At 67.4% G+C, this 22,769-nt stretch carries 22 protein-coding genes; 15 read left to right on the top strand and 7 right to left on the bottom strand.

Going from position 1 to position 22,769, the window contains the following annotated elements; all coding sequences use genetic code 11:
• The 3 genes from D9R12_RS04210 (at window position 1) to D9R12_RS04200 (ending at window position 4,054) form a co-directional block, all read left to right on the top strand.
• A complete protein-coding gene (locus tag D9R12_RS04210) occupies window positions 1-2,295 on the top strand; it encodes an NADP-dependent malic enzyme (protein ID WP_122228353.1) in 2,295 nt (764 codons plus the stop codon).
• A 254-nt stretch (window positions 2,296-2,549) separates the two neighbouring features.
• Complete coding sequence (locus tag D9R12_RS04205) at window positions 2,550-3,260, top strand: methyltransferase domain-containing protein (protein ID WP_122228350.1); 711 nt, start codon at window positions 2,550-2,552, stop codon at window positions 3,258-3,260.
• A 74-nt stretch (window positions 3,261-3,334) separates the two neighbouring features.
• Window positions 3,335-4,054: a methyltransferase family protein gene (locus tag D9R12_RS04200; protein ID WP_122228348.1), complete on the top strand. Its 720-nt coding sequence runs from the start codon at window positions 3,335-3,337 to the stop codon at window positions 4,052-4,054.
• A gap of 195 nt (window positions 4,055-4,249) precedes the next feature.
• Here D9R12_RS04200 and D9R12_RS04195 read toward each other — a convergent pair whose 3' ends face one another.
• Together D9R12_RS04195 and D9R12_RS04190 are read right to left on the bottom strand one after the other, a co-directional pair.
• Window positions 4,250-4,474, bottom strand: a complete 225-nt coding sequence (locus D9R12_RS04195) for a hypothetical protein (protein ID WP_147475045.1) — start codon at window positions 4,472-4,474, stop codon at window positions 4,250-4,252.
• Between the two features lie 81 nt (window positions 4,475-4,555).
• Window positions 4,556-5,182, bottom strand: coding sequence for a YiiX/YebB-like N1pC/P60 family cysteine hydrolase (locus D9R12_RS04190; protein WP_122228801.1), 627 nt, complete (start codon window positions 5,180-5,182; stop codon window positions 4,556-4,558).
• A 953-nt stretch (window positions 5,183-6,135) separates the two neighbouring features.
• On the opposite strand from D9R12_RS04190, the gene D9R12_RS04180 reads away from it, so the two are divergent.
• The 3 genes from D9R12_RS04180 to D9R12_RS04175 all read left to right on the top strand — a co-directional run bounded on the left by D9R12_RS04180 (window position 6,136) and on the right by D9R12_RS04175 (window position 8,059).
• Window positions 6,136-6,831 carry a peptidoglycan-binding domain-containing protein gene (locus D9R12_RS04180; RefSeq protein ID WP_244919624.1) on the top strand — a complete coding sequence of 232 codons (696 nt, stop codon included), beginning with the start codon at window positions 6,136-6,138 and terminating at the stop codon, window positions 6,829-6,831.
• Window positions 6,828-7,037 (top strand): hypothetical protein, encoded by a 210-nt coding sequence (locus D9R12_RS15550; protein ID WP_147475044.1) that lies wholly within the window; start codon window positions 6,828-6,830, stop codon window positions 7,035-7,037. The genes D9R12_RS04180 and D9R12_RS15550 overlap by 4 nt, the downstream gene beginning before the upstream one ends.
• Window positions 7,038-7,234: 197 nt before the next feature.
• Entirely contained in the window at window positions 7,235-8,059 is an 825-nt protein-coding gene (locus D9R12_RS04175; RefSeq protein WP_210538789.1) for a lysophospholipid acyltransferase family protein, read from the top strand.
• 192 nt (window positions 8,060-8,251) lie between these two features.
• Here D9R12_RS04175 and D9R12_RS04170 read toward each other — a convergent pair whose 3' ends face one another.
• Both D9R12_RS04170 and D9R12_RS04165 read right to left on the bottom strand, forming a co-directional pair.
• Complete coding sequence (locus tag D9R12_RS04170; protein ID WP_244671764.1) at window positions 8,252-9,202, bottom strand: class I SAM-dependent methyltransferase; 951 nt, start codon at window positions 9,200-9,202, stop codon at window positions 8,252-8,254.
• A gap of 176 nt (window positions 9,203-9,378) precedes the next feature.
• Window positions 9,379-9,549 carry an oxidoreductase-like domain-containing protein gene (locus tag D9R12_RS04165; protein WP_122228336.1) on the bottom strand — a complete coding sequence of 57 codons (171 nt, stop codon included), beginning with the start codon at window positions 9,547-9,549 and terminating at the stop codon, window positions 9,379-9,381.
• Between the two features lie 107 nt (window positions 9,550-9,656).
• On the opposite strand from D9R12_RS04165, the gene D9R12_RS04160 reads away from it, so the two are divergent.
• The 6 genes from D9R12_RS04160 to D9R12_RS04135 all read left to right on the top strand — a co-directional run bounded on the left by D9R12_RS04160 (window position 9,657) and on the right by D9R12_RS04135 (window position 17,405).
• On the top strand, window positions 9,657-10,796 hold the full coding sequence (locus D9R12_RS04160) for a mechanosensitive ion channel family protein (RefSeq protein WP_210538787.1): 1,140 nt from the start codon (window positions 9,657-9,659) through the stop codon (window positions 10,794-10,796).
• A gap of 277 nt (window positions 10,797-11,073) precedes the next feature.
• Window positions 11,074-11,907, top strand: a complete 834-nt coding sequence (locus tag D9R12_RS04155) for an alpha/beta fold hydrolase (protein ID WP_122228333.1) — start codon at window positions 11,074-11,076, stop codon at window positions 11,905-11,907.
• A gap of 351 nt (window positions 11,908-12,258) precedes the next feature.
• Window positions 12,259-13,905 carry an alpha,alpha-trehalase TreA gene (gene treA / locus D9R12_RS04150; RefSeq protein WP_122228331.1) on the top strand — a complete coding sequence of 549 codons (1,647 nt, stop codon included), beginning with the start codon at window positions 12,259-12,261 and terminating at the stop codon, window positions 13,903-13,905.
• A gap of 206 nt (window positions 13,906-14,111) precedes the next feature.
• A complete protein-coding gene (locus tag D9R12_RS04145; protein WP_122228328.1) occupies window positions 14,112-14,969 on the top strand; it encodes a DNA ligase in 858 nt (285 codons plus the stop codon).
• A gap of 76 nt (window positions 14,970-15,045) precedes the next feature.
• Window positions 15,046-16,254 (top strand): aldose epimerase family protein, encoded by a 1,209-nt coding sequence (locus D9R12_RS04140; protein WP_122228325.1) that lies wholly within the window; start codon window positions 15,046-15,048, stop codon window positions 16,252-16,254.
• Between the two features lie 131 nt (window positions 16,255-16,385).
• On the top strand, window positions 16,386-17,405 hold the full coding sequence (locus D9R12_RS04135; RefSeq protein WP_244671763.1) for a hypothetical protein: 1,020 nt from the start codon (window positions 16,386-16,388) through the stop codon (window positions 17,403-17,405).
• Between the two features lie 132 nt (window positions 17,406-17,537).
• Here D9R12_RS04135 and D9R12_RS04130 read toward each other — a convergent pair whose 3' ends face one another.
• The 3 genes from D9R12_RS04130 to D9R12_RS04120 form a co-directional block, all read right to left on the bottom strand.
• Complete coding sequence (locus D9R12_RS04130; protein ID WP_122228322.1) at window positions 17,538-18,734, bottom strand: FAD-dependent oxidoreductase; 1,197 nt, start codon at window positions 18,732-18,734, stop codon at window positions 17,538-17,540.
• Between the two features lie 153 nt (window positions 18,735-18,887).
• Window positions 18,888-19,613, bottom strand: coding sequence for a glycosyltransferase (locus D9R12_RS04125; RefSeq protein WP_170159139.1), 726 nt, complete (start codon window positions 19,611-19,613; stop codon window positions 18,888-18,890).
• A 140-nt stretch (window positions 19,614-19,753) separates the two neighbouring features.
• Window positions 19,754-20,335: a hypothetical protein gene (locus D9R12_RS04120; RefSeq protein WP_014161839.1), complete on the bottom strand. Its 582-nt coding sequence runs from the start codon at window positions 20,333-20,335 to the stop codon at window positions 19,754-19,756.
• A 378-nt stretch (window positions 20,336-20,713) separates the two neighbouring features.
• On the opposite strand from D9R12_RS04120, the gene D9R12_RS04115 reads away from it, so the two are divergent.
• From D9R12_RS04115 to D9R12_RS04105, 3 genes are all read left to right on the top strand, one after another.
• Window positions 20,714-21,052, top strand: a complete 339-nt coding sequence (locus D9R12_RS04115) for a hypothetical protein (RefSeq protein WP_122228315.1) — start codon at window positions 20,714-20,716, stop codon at window positions 21,050-21,052.
• Between the two features lie 208 nt (window positions 21,053-21,260).
• On the top strand, window positions 21,261-21,554 hold the full coding sequence (locus tag D9R12_RS04110) for a hypothetical protein (RefSeq protein WP_014161837.1): 294 nt from the start codon (window positions 21,261-21,263) through the stop codon (window positions 21,552-21,554).
• 132 nt (window positions 21,555-21,686) lie between these two features.
• Window positions 21,687-22,640 carry an oxygenase MpaB family protein gene (locus D9R12_RS04105; protein ID WP_122228313.1) on the top strand — a complete coding sequence of 318 codons (954 nt, stop codon included), beginning with the start codon at window positions 21,687-21,689 and terminating at the stop codon, window positions 22,638-22,640.
• Window positions 22,641-22,769 lie beyond the last annotated feature (129 nt).

Below are 22,769 nucleotides of genomic sequence, written 5' to 3'. Positions count from 1 at the left end.
ATGTCCAAAGAAGACCTCAAACAAGCCGCCCTGGACTATCACAGCCAGCATCCGCCGGGAAAGATCAAGGTCACCGCGACCAAGCCGATGATCACCCAGCGCGACCTGGCCCTGGCGTATTCGCCGGGGGTGGCCTTTGCCTGCGAGGAAATCGCCGCCGATCCCAAGGCCGCCAGCAGGTACACCGCGCGCGGCAATCTGGTGGCGGTGATCACCAACGGCACCGCGGTGCTGGGCCTGGGCGAGATCGGCGCACTGGCGGCCAAGCCGGTGATGGAAGGCAAGGGCGTGCTGTTCCAGAAGTTTGCCGGCATCGATGTGTTCGACATCGAGATCGACGAGAAGGACCCGCACAGGCTGGTGGAGATCATCGCCTCGCTGGAGCCGTCCTTCGGCGGGATCAACCTGGAGGACATCAAGGCGCCGGAGTGCTTCATCGTCGAGCGCGCGCTGCGCGAGAAAATGAACATCCCGGTGTTCCATGACGACCAGCATGGCACCGCGATCATCGTCGGGGCGGCGGTGCTCAACGCCATGATCGTCACCGGCAAGAAGATCGAGGAGGTCAGGCTGGCCACCACCGGCATGGGCGCGGCCGGCATTTCCTGCGTCAACATGCTGGTTTCGCTGGGCCTGAAACCGGAGAACATCCTGGCCCTGGACCGCGACGGGGTGATCCACACCGGGCGCAGCGACCTGGACCCGGAAAAGCAGCGCTACGCGCGCGACACCGACAAGCGCACCCTGGCGCAGATCGTCCAAGGCGCGGACATCTTCCTGGGCCTGTCGGCGCCGGGCATCCTGACCCAGGACATGGTCCGCACGATGGCCGCCCGGCCGATCATCTTCGCCCTGGCCAATCCGAACCCGGAAATCCTGCCCGAGGATGCCAGGGCCGCGCGCCCGGACGCGATCATCGGCACCGGCCGCTCGGACTATCCGAACCAGATCAACAACGTGCTGTGCTTCCCCTATCTGTTCCGTGGCGCGCTGGACTGCGGCGCCACCGGCATCAACGAGGCGATGAAGGTCGCCTGCGTCAAGGCCATCGCCGGCCTGGCCCGGCGCGAGGCCTCCGACCTGGGCACGGCCTATGGCGGCGAGACGCCCAGCTTCGGCCCGGATTACCTGATCCCGCGCCCGCTCGATCCGCGCCTGCTGGTGGAGCTGTCCTCGGCCGTGGCCCAGGCGGCGATGGACTCGGGCATCGCCGAGCGCCCGATCGCCGACATGGGCGCCTACCGCGAGCGGCTGAGCCAGTTCGTCTATCGCACCAGCCTGATGATGAAGCCGGTCTACGACCGGGCGCGCAGCAAGCGCAAGCGCGTGGTCTATGCCGAAGGCGAGGAGGAAGTGGTGCTGCGCGCGGTGCAGGCGGTGGTCGACGAAGGCGTGGCCTTCCCGATCCTGATCGGCCGCCCGGACGTCATCGCGCAGCGTGTCGCCCGCATGGGCCTGCGCCTGACCGCCGGCAAGGATTACGAAGTCACCAACATCCACGACGATCCGCGCTTCAACGAGTACTGGCAGGCCTACCACGCGCTGACCGAACGCAAGGGCGTCACCGTGGCCGCGGCCAAGAACCTGATGCGCTCGCGCCCGACCCTGATCGGCGCGCTGATGGTGGCCCGTGGCGAAGCCGACGCCATGCTCACTGGCATCGTCGGCCGCTTCCACAAGAAGCTGGGCTACGCGCGCAGCGTGATCCCGCTGGAAAAGGGCTTGACCTCCACCTCGGCCATGACCGGGGTGATCAACCAGCAGGGCGCGTTCTTCTTCGTCGACACCCACGTGCAGGACGATCCCACGGCCGAGCAGCTGGCCGAAGCCACGCTGCAGGCGGCCTATCGCCTGAAGCTGTTCGGCATCGAGCCGAACATCGCACTGCTGTCGCACTCCAACTTCGGCAGCCACGACTCCAGGGACGCGTTGAAGATGCGCGCGGTGCGCGAGCTGCTGCTCAAGCGCAAGCCGGACCTCAACGTCGACGGCGAGATGCAGGGCGACACTGCCTGGGACGAGGCGCTGCGCCGGCAGATCATGCCCAACAGCACCCTGAAGGGGCGCGCCAACCTGTTCGTGCTGCCCAACCTGGAAGCGGCCAACATCGCCTACAACCTAGTGCGGGTGTTCACCGAGGGCGTGGCGATCGGCCCGATCCTGATGGGCATCTCCAAGCCGGTCCACATCCTCACCAGCAGCGCCACCCCGCGCCGGGTGCTGAACATGACCGCCATTGCCGCGGTCGACGCGCAGATCCGCGAGCAGCTGGCGGCGGAGAAGGGCGCCGGGTAGGGTGCGCTGCAGGATTGGCTGCCCTTTCCATATCCAGTTTGCAAAAAAATGACAATCGGACGTCCGCGCCGCAAACGGCTGCGTTTTTGGGACAAGGTCATGGACCCGATCGCGCCCAGTCTCAACACGCGCCCGCGCGCACGACACCAGTTCCAATCGCCGCTCGAGGTCTACAAACGCACAGCTACAATTTTCCGACACCTGTACCGGTATCACCACCAACTACTGTTGCGCCTCGACCTTGAAGCCGCCAAATGAATGCCGTTGACGAAAACATCAATCAACACAATGCAGGGTGGTCATTCGAGAATATAAGCGAGAGCTTTGATTCCCATATTCAGAAGTCGATCCCCCTGTACGCCAGCGGCCACAGGCTGATCTGTCACTACAGCGACTTCTTTCTGAAGCCGGACAGCACCGTTTACGATATCGGCTGTTCCACCGGCCAGATGCTGCTCAGGCTGGCGCAGCAACACCCGAAGAAAGAGGGGCTGAACCTGATCGGCATCGACACCGTGCTGGACATGGTTGAAAAGGCGGCAAGTCTTGCAAAGCATGATCCGCGGCTTTCCTTTATCCATGCAAATGCGCTCGATATCGAGCTGCAGCCCTGCGACATGGTGGTCGCCAATTACACCGTCCAGTTTATGCCGCCAAGAGTCAGGCAGAAAATCATTGAAAATATATATCAGGCATTGAACTGGGGCGGCGCATTTTTCATGTTCGAAAAAGTCCGCGCCCCTGACGGAAGGTTCCAGGACTATGCCAATCAGGTCTACATTGAATTCAAGATCGATAACGGGTTCAGTGAAGCGGAAATCATCAACAAATCCCGGAGCATCAAGGGCGTCATGGAGCCGTTTTCAACGCAAGGCAATATCGACCTGCTCAAGCGGGCGGGATTTCAGGACATCATGACGATCCAGAAATACGTGTGCTTCGAGGGCTTTCTGGCGATCAAGTAAACAGCCTTCAACCCCGACGCCCCTTCAGGGCCTGCGGGGGCAGGTCTGGATCACCCTCGCAGAGGAAATGGCGCATGACAAAGGAAATCGGAAAATTCCTGTTTCGCTATCGGAACATATTGGCGCCATTGCTGTTCATCCTGGCTGCCGTCATCGGCCGGCCTTCGTATCCGCTGGGCCGGGCTGACCTGAACATGGCGCTGGACATCATCGGCGTCCTCGTCGGCCTGAGCGGACAGGCGCTGCGTGTGGTCACGATCGGTTACGAGTACATCAAAAGGGGCGGCCAGGATCGCCAGGTCTACGCAGACAAGTTGATAGAAGGCGGCGTTTTTGCACACTGTCGCAATCCGCTTTATGTCGGCAACATCCTGATGGCGGTGGGCCTGGCGCTGATCATGCACTCGCTTGCGTTCTATCTCATCTTCGTCCCGCTCATTATTTTTGCCTACGTCAGTATCGTGGCGGCAGAGGAGGATTTTTTGAGGGCGAAGTTCGGCCAGGAATACGATGCGTATTGTCGCCGTGTGAATCGATGGGTGCCGCGCTGGAAAGGCTGGAAACGCTCAACGGCAGCAATGACCTTCAACTGGCGGCGGGTCCTTCTCAAGGAATACAACACGTTTTTCGTGTTTATCGTCACCCTGGCCGCCGCGGAGATCTGGAGCCAGTACCGCGTCGCCGGGCCCAGCGCGTTGCCAAGCACCGGACTTGTCATCGCCGGATTGGCGCTGTGGCTCGCCCTATATGTCCTGGTGCGTTCGCTGAAGAAAACCGGCTTGGTAAAGGTCTGAATATCCGATTTGCAGGAGTGATTTCAGAAGGAACGGATCGGTCGGACTGATCCACGATGCCTGCAATCCGGCGCCGACCTTCCTGGGCATGGGGCAAGGCGTTCAGGGTGCTGAACCAGAACAGCACGCGGTGATGGGGCAGGCCCGTCTGCGAGGCGGTCATCCTGGCCGCCCCTTCGAAGGCTCACTCCGGCTTCAGGTCTCGCCGAACCCGCGGCTGGATTGCGCGGCGGCGATCACCGGTGCGGGCGTGAATTCGGCCGAGCGGGTGCCAAGCAGCGCATCGCCGTGCGGCGGGGAGGCATCGCCGTAGTCGATTTCATAGTCAGTCATTGGCGCACGCGTCGGCTGGCGCTGTTTCCACAGCCTGTAGGCGATCACACCTGCCGCGCCCAGGGCCAACATTTGCAAAAGTTTCATCTGTATCTCCGCGGGTTGAGTCGGGGTTTCAGCATCGGCGTGGCGCGGTTAGGCAGGCGTGACCATGGCGGCACACTGCGTTCAGGGCAGCGTGCCGACCCGCTCCAGCGCGGGCGAGGCCGCCATGTCGTTGGGGTTGGTGCCGGGCTGGTCCTGCGGCACGTCCATGCCCTTGTCGCGGTAAAAGGCAATCCAGTACGGCGAAATCTGGCCGGTCTGAGGATTCTGGAAGTTCATTGGCTGCAGCGCGAACACGTGATGCGCGCGGAAGGCGCGTTCGATGAAGTCCGAGCAGTAGTAGCTGTCCTCGGCCTGCACGTAGGTGAAGTTGTACGGCCGGCCAAGCATCGTGCGCGCCTGGCGGATCGCAGTGGGGATGGCATCACGCGCTTGGCCCTTGAGGCGGTACAGCACCACCTGCCGGTGCCGGGCCCTGGCTTCATCCATGAACGCGGCAAGGGTCTGCCGGCGCGAACCTTCCTCGTCGGCATGCAGCACGATCGCCGTGCCCGGGTCGTGGGCGACCAGCGCCACGTGGTCGTAGCTGGCCTGGCCCTGCCTGCCGGTGGCATCGTCGATGGCGCCGCTCAGGCCGGCCTTGGCGGCGGTGACGAACAGCAGGTCGCCAGCGCGCGCCTGCAGCTCCGCCGCAGAGGCGGGCATGGCCGGAGCCAGCAGCAGACAGAGCAGGAGCAGGAACGTTCGCATGGGCAGGGTGCGGCGCCAGGAAGGACGCCTCATTATCGCCAGGCCCTGGCGCAGCCGGTGGGTGGCATCGGGCGGGAGCACGGCCACGGCCGAAGGACGCGCTGACCCGCGCCACGGGTCGATGGCCAGTTCGGCGAAAAGCGACCCCTCCCCGGCCCTCCCCTTTGCTGCGCAAAAGGGAGGGGGCGAAAAGCGGTCGCTTCGATGTTGCAGGCAGAGGCCTTGCCGATCCCGGCAGCCTGCGCCAGGCCCAGCCTTGGATGATCTCCAGCTCCGCGCGCAGGGCGCCGGCGCGCTTGAGCGCTTCCAGGATCGCCACCAGCTCACCAGGCGCCGGCTCCACGGCCACTGCTCCGCCCCCTCCCTTGCGCAGCAGGGGAGGGCTGGGGAGGGGTTGCTCGTGCTTTGGCTCTGCGCTGGAGGCACAAAAGCGACCCCTCCCCGGCCCTCCCCTTTGCTGCGCAAAAGGGAGGGGGCGAAAAGCGGTCGCTTCGACTGCAGGCAGAGGCCTTGCCGAATCCCGGCAGCCTGCGCCAGGCCCAGCCTTGGATGATCTCCAGCTCCGCGCGCAGGGCGCCGGCGCGCTTGAGCGCTTCCAGGATCGCCACCGGCTCACCAGGCGCCGGCTCCACGGCCACTGCTTGGCCCCTCCCTTGCGCAGCAGGGGAGGGCTGGGGAGGGGTTGCTCGTGCTTTGGCTCTGCGCTGGAGGCACCTGCCAGGTGCAGGTGATGCAGTCGCAATCGTGCCTGTAACACTTCGGCTGGCTCTGCCGGCGGCACGTCTATCGGTGATGACGGCAAGGAGCATGTCCGTGGGCCCGATCGCGCCATTGACTTTTCATCGATGAGCATTGGCCAGGTGCTTGACCAGCAGGCGCTTGCGCGCGGTGATGCAAACCGCCTGTTTGCGGTCGGGCGCTACCAGGTCATCCCCAGCACGATGAATGCTGCGGTGATCAGCCTGGGCCTGGACCGTAATGCCGCATTCACCGATGCGGTGCAGGACCGGATCTTTTCGGACTACCTGATCACCCGCAAGCGGCCCTCCATCCGGAACTACATCACCGGTGCAGAAGGCGCGACGCTGCGGTCGGCGCAGTTGGCGCTGTCGCAGGAGTGGGCCAGCATCGCCAACCCGAGCACGGGCAAGAGCTATTACGACGCCCCTGGCGGTGCCAACCATGCCTGGATTACCGCAGAGGAGACTGCAAATGCGTTGAACAAGATGCGCGATCAGTACCGCAAGGCGATCGCCGAGGGAAAGACACCCGATCAGGCCTGGGCACAGATCAACGCGCAGCCCGCGCAAACCGTCGCTCCAGACCCAGCCAGCGGCGACCCCATGGCCGATGGCATGCTGGTCCAGGGCGAGCAGGGTGAGGCGGTCAAGGCAATGCAGGAGAAGCTGGGCGCACTGGGATACCTCGGAGCCGATGGCAAGCCGCTGGTGGCTGACGGTGATTTCGGCAGGAACACGCGGGCGGCAGTGGAGCAATTCCAGCGTGACCGCGGATTGGAAGTGGACGGCAAGGCCGGCAAGCACACCCTGGAGGCATTGGGTGCGGCGCAGAAGGCCGCGGACCAGGCACCGCGGCGGCCGCGCGGTCGTCGCTCGTACGCACGCCGAGCCAGGCGCAGGAGACCTTGACGCTCGCCGATGTTGTCGGGCATCGGATCACCCCGGGCCACGGTCTGGCGGCGGAGAAGCTGCAAGGCCCCAAGCTACAGGCGGGGGGTGCCGCTGTCCGCAAGCAGGTGGAAGTGGAAAACCGGGTCGGGCGGGTGAGCTTCGAAAGCAGGGTTGCCGGCATGAGTGAGGTCAGCACGATCGGGGCTTGGTGCAGAGGGGAATGACCGAGTCCCCGCAGCCGCGGCGCCAGTACGCATGCTGCCCTGCAGACCAGGCTGGAATGATCCGGCGACACACTCGATTCCACCGCGCAGGGATGCGAACATCGGTCGCCGCGCCGCGCCGCGCCGCGCCGCGCGCCGCATTCCCTTGTCCTCTCGCCTTCGCCATGCCTGCCACCCCCGATCCGCCTGAGCCTGCAATGCGCGCGGCCGTTGCCGAGGCGCCGGGTCCGCTGCGCGCGGCCTGCCGGCGCCTGGCCAGGATCATCGCGATCCTGCTGGCCAGCGTGGTGCTGATGCCGCTGCAATGGCTGGTGATGCGCTTCACCCGCGGCCCAAATGCGTTCGTGGTGCCGCGCTGGTGGTTTGGTTGCCTGCGCCGGGCGATGGGGATCCAAGTGGAGATGATCGGCACGCCGCGCACCGGCGGCGGCACGCTGCTGGTCGGTAACCACCTTTCGCACTACGACATCGTGGTGCTGGGCAGCCTGCTGCCGGCGCGCTTCATCGCCAAGGACCAGATGCAAGGCTGGCCGGGCATGAAGTTTGTCGGCGAGCTGGCGCAGACGCTGTACATCAGCCGGCGCCAGCGCGATGCGGCCGCGGTGGCCGCGCAGCTGGGCGCGCAGCTGCGCGGCGACCATGACCTGGTGCTGTTTCCCGAAGGCACCACCTCCTCCGGCGAGCGGGTGGCGCCGTTCAAGTCCAGCCTGTTCGCGTTGTTCCTGCAGCGGCCGGCGGGCGCGCCAGGATGGACGCTGCAGCCGTTCACCCAGCAACTGCTGTCGGTGGACGGCGTGGCGCTGGACGCAGGCGGGGATCGCGCGGCCTATGCCTTCCATGGCGAGATGCGGGCCGGCCCGCACGTGAAGCATTTCCTGGGGCTGTCGGGTGCGCGCGTGCGGGTGACCTTCCATCCGCCCGTCACCATCGGCGACGGGGTCGATCGCAAGGCCCTGGCGCTGCGGCTGCACGCCATCGTGGCAGGCGCGCTGCCCACGCATGCCGAACCGGTGGGGGGCTGATCCTCGCGCCTGGTCGCAATTGGCCTGCTCGGCCTGGGCAAGGACGGCACCGGCACGCCCGGTGCTGGCCGTGGATCCGGGGATCCGTTCGCGGCATCGCCGCCGTTGCCGAGCATGCGCGGGGAGCGGTTTTTCGCCACCTCGGGCCTGCTGAGGCGCGCTTCAATGCCTGCCGATGCATTGCAGCGCGCATCAGCGGCGCGTGGCCAGCACCCCATCCAGCGCCAGCCGGGCGCTGAAGCCGGCCTTCTCCAGGCGCCGGGCGACCTCGCCTGGCACGTCGCGGCCGCTGGTGAGCCGATTGGGACTGCCGGTGTAGTGGAACAGCCGCCCGCCGCGCTTGAGCACGCGCGCCAGCTGGTCGTAAAAGGCCTGCGAATACAGCTCGCCGGCAATGCCGAAGCGCGGCGGGTCGTGCAGTAGCGCATCGACCGAGGCATCGCCAAGCCCGGCGATCGCCTGCGACACGTCGCCGTGGGTCAGCTCCAGCCGTCCGCCGCTGGCGGGCGCGTCCGCATCGGGCGACCATGGGTTGAGCGTGCGCAGCCACAGCACGTCGGCGTTCTTCTCGAAGGAGATCACGCGCGCCGCGCCCGCCTCCAGGCAGCACGCGGCGAAGTAGCCCAGCCCGCCGCAGGTATCCAGGACCACCTTGCCGCGCGGGGCGACCAGGGCAACCTTGCGCCGCGCATCGTCCAGCGGCGATTCCTTCGAGGTGGGCAACATCTTGATGCCGTCGATCTCGAAGGTCGGCACGCCCCACTCGGTCGGCACCAGCTTGATCAACGCGCCGCCGAAGTGCGACACCGGCGCGAAGTCCTCGCCGTCCCAGGAATAGACCGTGCGGTCCTTCAGCTTGCCCGGATAGGGATAGGCCTGGCCGCGCCAGGTCCAGGTGTCGGCGTGCAGCAGCGCCGTGCCGGTCGAACGGCCCAGGTCCAGCGAGCCGGTCCACTCGGACAGGCCTGCTTCGCGCGCGGCGATGATGGCGCGGGCGGTGGACAGGAGCAGCAGCGGCGCAGTCGGGTGGGGCACGGGAGGCGCGGCCAGCAGCGCGAGGTGGTTGGAAGACGGGCTGGCATCGTAGCCGAGCCGCTCGCGGCGCGGGTCCTTCCGGATCCAGGGAGGATCGGGACATCGCATCGTGCATCGGGTGGGATCACCCGGCTGCGTGCGTGCCAGTCGCGCCCTTCGGCCGCGCAAGGGGTTCACGCGGCTCCGGTGCGCGATGGGCGAGCGAGGCGTGCAGCCAGGGGGTTCACATGGGTGGTCGCGGCTGCGATCCTTGTGCTGCCGCGCAGGCGCCGATCACGCTGGTCTCAGGACGCTTGGTCAGGATGGCGGGCGCACCAGGCCGCCAGCTGCTGGCGATAGCGTGCCACTTCCTCATTGTGGAGGTCGTAGACGCATCGATCGCAGCCGCTGTCGCAGCAGTCGCCGGGGAGCGGGGCCTCGGGCGCAACCGGGCGGGGGTCGTCGTGTTCGCTCATATGCCGATTATCCGCAGTCGCGGCCTTCACGACCACAGCGCCGCGGACATTCACCATGGTCCGTGCCAGCAACGGACATACCCTCTTTCCACCACACAGGAGTACAGATGAACTGGTTGACCCGATACACGGTGCTGGACAACAGCCTGCAGGCCTGGCTGACTGCCATCGGCATCATCGTCCTGATCCTGGTCGTGTTGGCCGTCGCCACACGGGTGGCCGCCAGGCGCCTGGGTACATTTGCCAGGCAGGGCACCGCCCTGGACCGGGTGTTGGAGTCGATGGCCTTCATGTTGCGCGGCACGCGCTGGTGGCTGATGTTCTTCGTGGCACAGCATTTCGGCCTGCAGGTGCTGGACCTGCCGCAGCGCGCCTACACGCTGGCTGGCAAGGCCGCCGCTGTGGCCTTGCTGCTGCAGATCGGGGTGTGGGGCTCGCGCCAGGTGAAGTTCTGGATCGCCGACTACCGCGACCGCGCCGCGCAGGAGACCAACCTTGGCGCCACCACCAGCCTGGGCGCGATCAACTTCATCGGCATGACCGTGCTGTGGGCGCTGGTGCTGCTGACCGTGCTGCAGAGCATGGGCGTGAACATCACCGCGCTGGTGGCCGGCCTGGGCGTGGGCGGCATCGCGGTGGCGCTGGCGGTGCAGAACATCCTGGGCGACCTGTTCGCCTCGCTGTCGATCGTGATCGACAGGCCATTCGAGGTGGGCGACTTCGTGGTGGTGGATGACTTGGCCGGCACGGTCGAGCAGGTGGGCCTGAAGACCACGCGCGTGCGCGCGCTGTCGGGCGAGCAGCTGGTGTTCGCCAACAGCGATCTATTGGGTGCGCGCGTGCACAACTACAAGCGCATGCAGACCCGGCGGATCGTGTTCGAGTTCGGGGTGCTGTACTCGACCCCGCACGACAAGCTGTCCAGCATTCCGGCCACGGTCAGGGAGATCCTCGAAGGCATCGACAACGCCAACTACGATCGCTCGCACTTCAAGGCCTTCGGTGCCTCGTCGTATGACTTCGAAACGGTGTACATCATGCAGACACCGGACTTCAACGCGTACATGGACGTGCAGCAGACCATCAACCTGGAACTGGTACGCCGCTTTGCCGAGCAGGGCATCAGCTTCGCCTTCCCGACCCGCACGATTGATTTCTCCAATCCGTTGACCATCCGCCCGCTGCAGGGGGCGGACGCCAAAGCGGATGCGGGCGATGGATCCACGCAGGCAGGCCTCATCGGCTGAGGCCGGTCCAGGTACAGCGCTGCCCTCTAATGGCAGGGCAGGGGCGCCGGGCCGCGCAAGGCATCTGCCCGGGGCCGGTCAATGGCAGGGCGAGCCTGGTTTCGTCCGTGCCGGCCGGGCTGCTGCCGAAACCTGATTTTCGGCGCAGGCCGCCCCAGCCGGCCCCGTTGGCCGCAGATGAACAGGCGGCCTTGACGCCGCGCTAGCGGCGATTTCATCGGGCGCATGTGTGGGCGCAGCCAGCATGGTGCGCTCTTCAACGCGCCAAGGAACTGCCATGAGTGCCGTACCCGAAAAACCATCCAGCGATCGCGTCCGCCTGCATGTGGAAGACAGTGGCGGCGCGGGTCGCCCGGTCGTGCTCATCCACGGCTGGCCGCTGTCAGGCCAATCCTGGACGGCGCAGGCGGGTCCGCTGCGCGATGCCGGCTACCGCGTGGTGGTCTATGACCGCCGCGGATTCGGCCGCTCGGACAAGCCGTCCAGCGGCTTCGACTACGACCATCTGGCCGACGACCTGGCCGGTGTGATCCAAGACCTGGACCTGCGCGATGCCACGCTGGTCGGGTTCTCGATGGGCGGCGGCGAGGTGGCGCGCTACATCAGCCGCCACGGCCAGGGTCGCCTGCACAGCGTGGTGTTCGCCGCCGCGGTGACGCCGTACATGCTCAAGACGCCGGACAATCCCGAGGGCCCGCTCACCCAGGACAAGGCGCAGGCCATGGCGTCGGACCTGAAAGCCGATCGCGAGGCCTTCTTCGAAGGCTTCACCCGGGACTTCTTCAGCGCCCAGGGCGAACTGAAGGTCAGCCAGGCGCAATGCCAGCAGGCCATCGCGCTGTGCAGGCAGTCCGACCAGGCCGCGGCCCTGGGCTGCATGCAGGCCTTTGCGACCACCGACTTCCGTGGCGACCTCAAGCAGGTCAGCGTGCCCACGCTGGTGCTGCATGGCGATGCCGATGGCGTGGTGCCGCTGGAAGGTTCGGGCCGGCGCACCCGGCAGGCCATTGCCGGCAGCGAGCTTCAGGTGCTCAAGGGTGCCCCGCATGGCTGCAACGTCAGCCATGCCGACGCGTTCAACACGGCATTGCTGACCTTCCTGGCCAGGTAGGCGCCCTCCATCGCGCTGGAAAAAGGCGACCGGCGCAAGCCGGTCTCTCCATGTGCGCGCTGCACCGGCCTGCCACATCGGGGTTCGACTCCATCGCATCGCATGCGCGTCGCGGTCGCGCCGTACCATGACTTCAGACGTTGCTGGGCAATGACGACGACTGCCCACTGTCGGCGATTCGCGAGCCGGCGGCTGAAAGGTCGAGGGCGCGATCCGGCCGTTTGCCGGGCGCCAGTAGCAGATGTTGCTGGCCTATCGCTGGTGAGGCCAGTGGTGGGTGGTCCGCCATCACGGGTGGGCGACGCGGGGCGTCGTACATCTTTTTCCCCCTCGCCGATCCTGTCCCGTCGCATGAAGCCGTCCAATCCTCGCGCTTGCGCCTCGCTTCTTGCGCTGGCGATGTCGGCGCTGCTGGTCTCCTGCGCCAGTACCCCACAAGTTCAAACCCCGGTGGCAGCGCCTGCCGCTGCATCGCCGATGCGCGCGGTCGCATCGCCGGCCACGCCCGACCAGCTGTTTCCGCAGCTGTTCGAGGCGGTGCAGATGCAGGAGATATTCGAAGATCAGAAGCACTTCGTGGACATGATCCCCAGGCGTGAGCCGGCCCGGATCGAAGCCGATTACCTGGTCGCACGGACCCAGTCCGGCTTCGACCTGAAGGCGTTCGTGCTGCAGAACTTCGCCGAAGACCCGCCGATCCAGGTGCCGCCGATCCGTCAGGACACCGACCTGCGCACGCACATCAAGCAACTGTGGCCGGTGCTGACGCGCAGCTTTACCGAGGTGCCGGCGTACAGCAGCGCGCTGGCGCTGCCCGAGCCGACGGTGGTACCGGGCGGGCGCTTCCGCGAGGTGTACTACTGGGATTCGTACTTCACCATGCTGGGCCTGGCCCAGAGCGGCCGCACCGACCTGGCGCGGCAGATGCTGGACAACTTCGCCTACCAGATCGACACCTATGGCCATATCCCCAACGGCACGCGCAGCTATTACCTGAGCCGGTCGCAGCCGCCATTCTTTGCCTGGATGGTCGGCGACGAGGCCGTGCGCAGCGGCCAGGCGGTGTATCGAACGTACCTGCCACAGCTGCAGGCCGAGTACGCCTACTGGATGCGCGGCAGCCGGGTGCTCAAGCCCGGTGATGCGGCCGCGCGGGTGGTCAGGCTCGCCGACGGCAGCGTGCTCAATCGCTACTGGGACGATCGCGACATCCCGCGCCAGGAAGCCTGGGCGCACGATGTCCGGACCGCCGCGCAGGTGCGCGACGCGCGCCCCGGTGAGGTCTATCGCGACCTGCGCGCGGCCGCCGAATCGGGCTGGGATTTTTCCAGCCGCTGGCTCGATGATCCGCAAAAGCTGTCCAGCATCCACACCACCCAGATCGTGCCGGTCGATCTCAACAGCCTGATGTATCACCTGGAAGCCACGCTGGCCGATGCCTGCAAGCTGCAGCCGCAGGCGTGCACGATCGACTATGCCGCCCGCGCACAGTCGCGCAAGCACGCCATTGAACGGCATCTGTGGAATCCGAAGGGCTATTACGCCGATTACGACCTGCGCACCGGCGCGCCGCGCATGCAGGTCACGGCGGCCGCCGTCTTCCCGCTGTTCGCCGGGATCGCCACGCCCGCGCGCGCCGCGCAGACGGCCAGGATCATCGAGGCGCAGCTGCTGCGCCCCGGTGGCATCGCGACGACGGCGGTGCGCAGCGGCCAGCAATGGGACGCGCCCAATGGCTGGGCGCCGCTGCAGTGGGTCGCCGTTGCCGGCCTGCGCCGCTACCGGCACGACGCGCTGGCCGAAAGGATTGGCCGCGGCTTCCTGGGCCGGGTGCAGGCGGTGTTCGCCGCCGGGCACAAGCTGACCGAGAAGTACGACGTGGAGGCCACCGGCAACGCCAGCGGCGGCGAGTATCCCAACCAGGACGGCTTCGGCTGGACCAATGGCGTCACCCTCAAGTTGCTGGACCTGTACCCGCCGCCGGCCACCGTGCACTGAGCCGTGCGGCTGCCGCCAAAGGCAGGGGCGGGGGGCTGCGGCGCCTTTGCCGTCCCTTCTGCTTCCGTGCCGTGCCCGTGGCTCGCGCGCGCTGCCGGTGCGCGAGGCCGATGCAGGCTTTTCCTACCGGCCAGTGCGGCATGTCCCGATAGGCGCAGGTCGCAAGGTGGAAGACGCTGAGGGTCCCTCGTCCACGGAGCAGGCCGATGCGCGTCATGTTGCTGTCGCTGTTGCTGAACTGTCTGCTGCTGGGCGTGCCGGCGCATGCCGAGCCGCCGCGCCTGATGCTGGCCACCGGGTACCACGGCCACGTGGCGCTCGCCGATTACCTGGTCAGCGAAAAGCTCGATGGCGTGCGCGGCCGTTGGGATGGCCAGGCGCTGTGGACGCGTGGGGGCGCACGGATCGACGCGCCGGCCTGGTTCACCCGCGGCTGGCCGACGCAGCCGCTGGATGGCGAGCTGTGGCTCGGGCGTGGCCGGTTCGATGCGGCCAGCGCGCTGGTCCGCGCAGGCAACGCGGACGATCCGGCATGGCATGACCTGCACTTCATGCTGTTCGACCTGCCGGCCGATGCCGGGCCGTTCGAAGCACGCGTGGCGCGGATGCAGGCGCTGGTCAAGGCCAGCGGCAATGCGCAGCTGCGCTTGGTGGAGCAGCGCCGGATCGACAATGTCGCCGCACTGGACGCGCAGTTCGCCCGGGTCGTGGCCGCCGGTGGCGAGGGCCTGATGCTGCACCGGCGTGATGCGCATTACCTGGTCGGGCGCAGCGATGCGCTGCTCAAGTACAAGCCCTACGACGATGCCGAGGCGCGGGTGGTCGCCCACCTCGGCGGCAAGGGCAAGTATGCAGGCCTGCTTGGCGCGCTGCTGGTGCAGCTGCCGGATGGGCGAAGCTTCCGTATCGGCAGCGGCTTCACCGATGCCCAGCGCGCCGCGCCGCCGCCGCTGGGCGCCTGGGTGACCTATCGCTACAACGGGCTGACCAGCAAGGGCCTGCCGCGCTTTGCCCGCTTCCTGCATGTGCGCGACGAACCACCGCCACCCGATCCGCAGCGCTGAGAGGCGCGGGCCGGTCTTGACCGGCGCTTTGCACCGGCGCGGCCACACTGCCACTTCGATTCGGGAGGAGCGCAGCATGATGCGCATCGCAGTGATGGTTGCCGTGCTGGCCGCAGCGGTCTGTGGATGCAAGCCGGCCGAGGCGCCGCAGGCGGCGACACCGGACACCGCAGCCACGCCATCGGCAAGCAGCACACCGGTCGATACGCCGCGCGTGGGTGCCAGTGATTTCGGCACGCTGCCTGATGGCCGTACCGTGCAGAAGTACACGCTGGACAACGGCCGGGGCCTGACCGCGGTGATCCTCACCTACGGCGGCATCATCCAGTCGCTGATCGTGCCCGACCGCGACGGCAAGCGCGATGACGTGGTGCTGGGCTACGACACGCTGGAGGATTATCTGAAGGACGGCGCGAGCATCAATACCAATTTCGGGGCGCTGATCGGCCGTTATGCCAACCGCATCGCCAAGGGCACCTTCAGCCTGGACGGCAAGACCTACCGGATTCCAATCAACAACAACGGCAATGCGCTGCACGGCGGTCCGCAAGGCTTCGCGACCCGGCTGTGGGAGGCCACGCCGGCCGCCGACGGCACCCCTTCGGTGGCCCTGCACTACCGCTCGGTCGATGGCGAGATGGGGTTCCCCGGCAACCTGGATGTGACCGTGGTGTACACCCTGGAGACCGACGGCCTGAAGCTGGACTACCGGGCCACCACCGACAAGCCGACCGTGCTCAATCTGACCAGCCACGCCTATTTCAACCTGGCTGGTGCAGGCGCCGAATCGGTGCTTGACCACACCGTGCAGATCAACGCCAGCCAGTACACGCAGGTCGATGCCGAGTTGATCCCCACCGGCGAGCTGGTCGCGGTGGAAGGCACGCCGTTGGATTTCCGCACGCCCACCACGCTTGGTGCGCGCATCCACCAGGATTATCCGGCGCTCAAGTACGCCGAGCCCAGGCAGGGTGGCTATGACTTCAACTGGGTGCTGGACAGGGCCGGTGCGGACACACCCGCGGTGGTGGTGGAAGAACCGACCTCGGGCCGGACCATGTCGGTCTACACCACCGAGCCGGGCATGCAGCTGTACACCGCCAACTCGATCGATCGCATCGAAGGCGGCAAGGGCGGCAAGACCTACCTGCACTGGGGCGCGCTGGCGCTGGAAGCCCAGCACTTCCCCGACAGCCCCAACCAGCCGGACTTCCCCAGCACCCGCCTGGACCCGGGCCAGACCTATACCCAGACCACGGTCTATCGGTTCGGCGTCGCCAGGTAATGGCCGACCTTTCCTGAACGCTTTGCACACGCCGGTCACCCGGCATCACGCAACCGCAGCAACTGGCCGCAGCGACTCCCGCACACTTGACCATTGGCGTGGCGGAACGGTTGCAACACTTGGCGGCAGTGGTGAGACAGGGCTGGCGGGACGAGCTGGGGCTGCAGATTCCTGCGGCGCTGCTGACGATATTGATGATGGCGCTGTTCGCCATGGTGCTGTTGAAGACGCCAATGGCGCGGCTAGGACCGCTGCGCACCAGCGAAACCAGCGTCATGCGCCTGGAATTCCTGCAGCGCCAGGTCAGCCGGCCCACGCCTGCGCCGCCCCCGGACACCGCCCGGCCCGAGGCGTCCCGCGCCCCGGCCAGGACTGCCGCTGCCACGCCGGCCCAGGCCGAGCCACAGCCGGCGCAGCCGGCCGCGCCCAGGGCCCTGGTGGTGACCACGCCGACCAAGCCGCCCGCCAGGCCCGAATCCATCGCCAACGCCATCTACACCCGTGACGGCCAGGTGCGCCTGCCGCCGGGCGTGGCCGAAGCGCCGCCGTCCACGCCGCCCGGCACGCCGCCGGGCATGGCCAGCGCGCGCGATGCCGCCAAGGCCCGCAACGTGCTGGAAAAGCCCAACCCCATCGATTACCAGGAAACCCGCTTCGAGAAGGACTGGGCCGCCAAGGGCACCCTGGGTGATGCGGCTGCGCAGAAGATCAACGGCGTGATCAAGGACATGTTCAAGAGCGATCGCAGCAGCGCGGTGGCCCGTCCGCCGCCGGCCACCCGCTTCAACCCGGCGCTGGCGCAGAACCAGGCCGACCTGGGCAGCGAAGCCACCGGCGATGCCTACAAGGCCGCGCCGATCGGTTTCGAAAAAGCCCCGCAGCCCCCGGGCCAGGCCAGCAAGGCCATCCACGCCCAGCTCGATGCGTTGCAGGGCCGCGCCCTGATGTGCAAGGACCGGCAGAAGGACAAGTGGCTGGCCGACGTGCGCAAGCACCTGACCGAGCTGGAGCGCAACGAAACCGCGCTGACCCACGGTGCCGACGTGCAGCGCGCCCAGTACTACCTGCCGCAGGCCATCGACGCGGCCTACGACCTGTCGCGGCGCGCGCTGTGGTATGCCGACAGGCGGCTGTCGGCCTGCGGCGGGTAGGGGCGCCTGGACCCCGATGCCGTAGGGCGGGTCTCGACCCGCCACCGCGATGTCCGTAGGGCGGGTCTCGACCCGCCACTGCAATCCCGGTGGACCGCGCATGGCGGGTCAAGACCCGCCCTACGGCAGGCTTCAGGCAGCCGGAAACAACCTGGCCAGCTGCGCCACGGCCGCATCGGTGCTGGCACGGTCAATGGTGGTGTCGGCGTTGTTGAAGTCGCCCGGCATCTGCGCCTGGACCAGGATGCCGTCGCGGCGCGGCACCACGTTGAGGTTGTGGCCGCGCCAGTACAGGCCGTAATCCACTTCCGGCTGCGGGATCAGGCGCGCGGTCTGGCCGCGCACCGGGATCACGCTGTCATCGCCCAGCAAGGCACGCGCGCCGTAGCCGGTGCAGTTGATCAGGGTCTTCTCGCGCAGCTCGGCGAACTGGCGCGGGCTCTCGAACTCGCGCGCCTGGAAGCTGCCGCCGGCGTCCAGGAAGTCCTCCATCAGCATCCGGGCGTAGGCGCTGATGTTGAAGAGCAGGCCCGGATAGCGCGCCGCGTACGGCACCGGGAACGGATGTTCGCCCGGATCGAGCTTCAGCCCATGCGGGCGCAGGCCGTGGAGCAGGTCCGATTCCAGCGACGGGTAGTCCGGCTCGTCGTCCTCGCCGCCACCGCCGGCCGGCTGGTCCAGCGGCACCTCGGACAGCACGTAGCTGTCACGCCATTCCACCGGCGCCCCGGCAAGCCCGAGCATGCGCTGGTATTGCTGGAACGAAGCGGTGGCCATCTGCGTCCACAGCGCCTTGAAGGCCGGGCTGGCGTGTTCGGTGGTGCAGATGCGCGAGTCGGGTGACCACACGCCGGTGGCCAGGAACGAGCGGCTCGCCGGCAAGGTCTCCCTGGCGTAGATGCGCACCTTGAGCCCGGCCTCCTGCGCCACCCGCGCGGTGGTGATGCCGATCGCGCCGCAGCCGATCACCGCGATCTCGGTGTCGCCGCTGGCCAGGGCCAGGCGCACGGCCTGCTGCGCCGAGCCCCAGGACAGCGACCAGCCACTGCCGCCGTGCCCGTACTGGTGCACCACGGTGCGCCGGCCGATGCGTTCGGCCTCGATCCGTGGCCCCTGCGCGCGGAACGGCCGCGTGCACACGGTCACGGCCACCACCCGGTCGGCGCGTGCCTTGATCGGCGCCAGCGGCTTTGCTGCCGCAAACGGCAACTGGCCCAGCGGCGCGGCTGCGGCATGCGGGGAAGGCGGCGGGGTCTGCGCCAGCAGCCGGCCGGAACCGGCGAGCGCGGCCAGCGCGCCGGCTTGGCGCAGGAAATGGCGACGTTGCATGCGCAGTCCTTGGTAAGGAGGGGAGGCATATCCTGGCCCAGGTCGGGCATCTGGGCGTGCTGGTGTCGGTGGCGGCGAGCAGGCCGAGCTCGGGCCGCCGGCAACGGTCGAGGCCAGCGCGCAGGCGCGGAAGGCGATGGGCCTGGCCCAGCTTCAACCCGGCGGCCGTTTTCCCGCCTCATGTCCGCGCCGGGCGCCATACCAGAAGTCCAGCCGCTCGCGCGAATGCAGCAGGCCGCGCCCGTGTCGGGCCAGGGCGAGCAACAGCTTCACGTGCTCCCAGGCGCTGAAGGTCTGCAGCTTGCGCGGCGAGGTCCACACCACGCCGCGCAACAGCACAAACCGTCCCTGCCGGGCCAGCGCCCGGCTGATGACCACGTCTTCACCGGCATACAGGCGCGCGTCGAACCCGCCGACCTGCTCGAAGGCCTGGCGCGTGCAGAACAGAAAGCAGCCGGGCGCGATCCGCGCCAGCCGCAGCAGGCCGCCCAGCAGCGGCTCGCCCAGCCGCGCATGCCATGCGACCGGGCCCTGCAGCCGCACCCGTGCGCCGCCACCGGCCGCGCCGTCCTCCATCGCCTGCAGCGCCGCACGCAGGATCCCTGCATCCACATGCGTATCGGCATCGATGAAACACAGGTGGGTGCCGCGCGCATGGGCCGCGCCGGCATTGCGGGCGGCGGCGATGTGGCGTGCCTGGATCGGCAGCACCTGGACGCCGGCTGCGTGGGCCACCGAGGCCGTGGCGTCGGTGGAGGCGTCATCGACCACGATGATCTCGTGGGCGATGGCCAGTTCACTTGCCGCGGTCTTGAGCACGGCCAGGGTCTGCGGCAGCAGCCGGGCCTCGTCGTGCGCGGGCAGGATGAAGGAGAGCATCGCGCGCATCGTGGCATGCGCCAGGTTGCAGGCGCGTGCGCCCCCGCCCCAGTGTGCCGTCACCTCATTGACTGGACCGGCTCAATGCACCGTGCCAGGCTGCCCCGGGGTGGTCGCCAAGCCGGCGGCGCAGCCCGGCGTCAGCCGGCGTTGCCCAGCATGGTCAGCTCGCGTGCCAGTTCGGCATGGCGTCGCTGGCGTCCCATCTGGCGCATGATGCGGATGTCCTCGTGGCGCAACGGACGGCGGGCGACCACGCGCTGCTTGTACTCCAGCACTTCCGGATAGGCGCGGGCCAGTTCCAGCGCTTCCTGCAGCTGTTCGAGCGAATCGTGCTCGCCGCCGATCGGTTCGCGGCTGGCAAAGGCGGTGACCCAGCGCGACAGGCCGGCCTTCTGGTCGAACACCTGCGCGATCAGCCACAGCACGAACAACATGCCCACCCAGATCAGCAGCACCAGGATGATCTTGGGGAAGCTGGGGTTGTAACTGTGTTCCCACAGGTTGTCGGCAATGATCGCCAGCGCCGTGAGCGAAGCCAGCAGCCAGACCATCACCGAGCCGGCCAGCCACTGGCCCTTGGCGATGTCCAGCAGGTGGATCTCGTGCTCGATGCCGCGGTCGCTCTTGCTCAGCCAATAGGCAGCCTGCTGTTCCAGCGGCTTGCGGTGCAGCTCGTTGTCCGCAATCAGCAGGTTCAGGCCCTTGAAGAGTTGGCTCATGTGCATGTCCTCGGGTTGACAGTATTCGCGTTGCTGATCAGTAGGGGCGACTGCCTGAAGGCCAGCATAAGCCTGACGCGCGCGAAATTGCCGTGAGACGAAAGTCGAAAATCGGCTAGCAGCCTGTCGGGCTTTGGTGGTCGAGGCGAGAATTCGGCTGTGCGAGGTCAGATTTTCGACGGTTCGCCGGCCCATAGTGGTGCTATGGGCCAAGAAGCGACGGAAAGATGGACCGCACAGGCGGATTCGCAGCCCGGCCGACCAAAGTCCGACAGACTGCTAGGGGAGGGAATGCTGCGGTGCAGCGTCCTTCACGCCGTTCTAAGCCGCCTGCCACGAAAGTCGAAGCTGTTTCCATCCCCCCACGGAAGCTCCCTCATGAATGCTCACTCCGAACGGCGTCAGGGCACTGCCTGCATCATCGTCAGCATCGATCGCGAACGCAGCTTCTGGAAGAACCATTACACCGAGTTGCCCTGCCGCCAGGCGGGCCTTGGGTTCGACGCGTGCTGGCCGCTGCTGGCGTGTGCCTACGACATCTACTTGCGTCATCCCAACGTGGGGCGCGATGTGGGTGCGGTGATGTATGCCAACGCGCCGGAGGTCGTTGCCCAGGCCGTGGAGTCCACTCTGGCCGGGCGCATCTTCAGCCGGGTGATGGATCGTATCCACCGCGCCACCACCCGCCTGGAATATCCGCACATCGTCCAAGCCTGAAGCCCGTGCGGACGGCGCCCGGACCGAGGTGAAGCCAGGCGCCGTGTGCCACGAGTCACGCAGGTTATCGGAGAAAACGTGACGCCCGTCGCGGGCGCGGGCTGTTTTAACCGAAAATTCACGGATTGATTGACCGTTTTGGAACAAGCGCGCTGCAAGCCTATGGGGGCGGGGCAAGGCCCCCACTCCCCGAAACTTGGAGACGCGAATGACGTATCAGACCGAAGAGAACGCCCGCGCCACCCTCATCGACATCGAACGCGAGCGCGAATACTGGCGCCAGCACTACGCGCGCATGCCGCGTGCCTCGCAGCATCGTTCCTTCGAGTTGTACTGGCCGGCGCTGTCCAGCGCCTACGATGTGTATCTCAACCATCCCCACACCGACGAAGACACCGGTTCGGCGCTGTACGCCAATTCCCAGGCGGTTCGCTCACGCGGGCTGAGCCTGGAAGAGGCCCGCGCGGTCTATGCCGAGGTCTGGCAGCGCATCAAGGGCTGACGCCCGCGCTGGGTCGGCTGGACCGCCAAGGGCGCCTGGACGCCTGGACGCCGTGCGGCGGCCAGGCGCTCCCCCGGCGCGCAGACGCGGCAGGGGCTGCGCGAGGCGTGTCCTGTCCCGTTACGATGCGCCATGCCCCTGAGCCGCATGCTTGCCCGCTGCGCCACATCGCCGATCCGCCGCTGGGTCCTGGACGCCTTTCCGCGCGGCCAGTCCGGGATCGACTACGACCAGCCGGCCGGCGATGCCGGCCTGTTTGGTCCGGACAGCGTCACCTGGCGCATCCATGCCGACTTCCCGGGAATGCTGGCCGGCGGGCTGTCATCGCTGATGCTGCAGGCGCTGCACCCGCGGGTGCTGGCGGGGGTCTATGACCATTCCAACTTCCGCCACGACCTGGTCGGCCGTCTGCGCCGGACCACGGCCTTCGTCGCCGGCACCACGTATGCAGCAACCGACCAGGCCCGGCACCTGATCGAACGGGTGCGCCGCATCCATCACCAGGTGCGCGGCACCACTGCCGACGGACTGGCCTACGCGGCCGATGATCCGGACCTGCTGACCTGGGTCCACGTGACCGAGGCGCACGGCTTCCTCCAGGGTTACCGGCACTACTGCCAGGCCGTGCCCGAAGCGCTGGCAGACCGCTACTACGATGAAGGACGACGGGTGGCCCAGGCACTGGGTGCGCGTCAGGTGCCCGCTTCGCAGGCCCAGGTGCAGGCTTATTTCGAGGCGATGCAGCCACAGCTGCGCTTCGACGCCCGCTCGCGCGAGGTGATGGCGGTGCTGGCCCGGATCCGGCTGCCGGTGCCGCTGGCCGGGCTTTCGCGCGATCTGTTTTTGGGCGCCGCGGTCGCGTTGCTGCCGGACTGGGCGCCGCCGCTGCTGACCCTGGGCCGTGCCGATCGCGCCCGGGCGGCGGTGTCATCGGCCGCGCTGCGCACGATGGCGCCGCTGTTCCGCATGGCGTTGACCGATGGCGTCTGCGCCCGGGCGTGTGCGCGGATCCCGGTTCCGCTGGAGCAGCTGCGTCGATGGCCAACGCAGGCGGAAGTGCCCTCGACGTTCACCGCACCGGGTTGACCGGCAGCGCAGGTAACCCAGTCACGCCGCCGCTGCGCCCGGCCTGCAGCCGCCAGCGCCGGCCTGCATCGGCGTATGCTCCCCCACAGGCCGAGGTGTCTCGCAGGGCAGCGGGGGACACGACGGCTT

It is taken from the genome of Pseudoxanthomonas spadix, from assembly GCF_003703395.1.
Classification (GTDB): Bacteria; Pseudomonadota; Gammaproteobacteria; order Xanthomonadales; family Xanthomonadaceae; genus Pseudoxanthomonas_A; species Pseudoxanthomonas_A spadix.
This window is presented reverse-complemented; position numbering and strand designations above follow the sequence as displayed.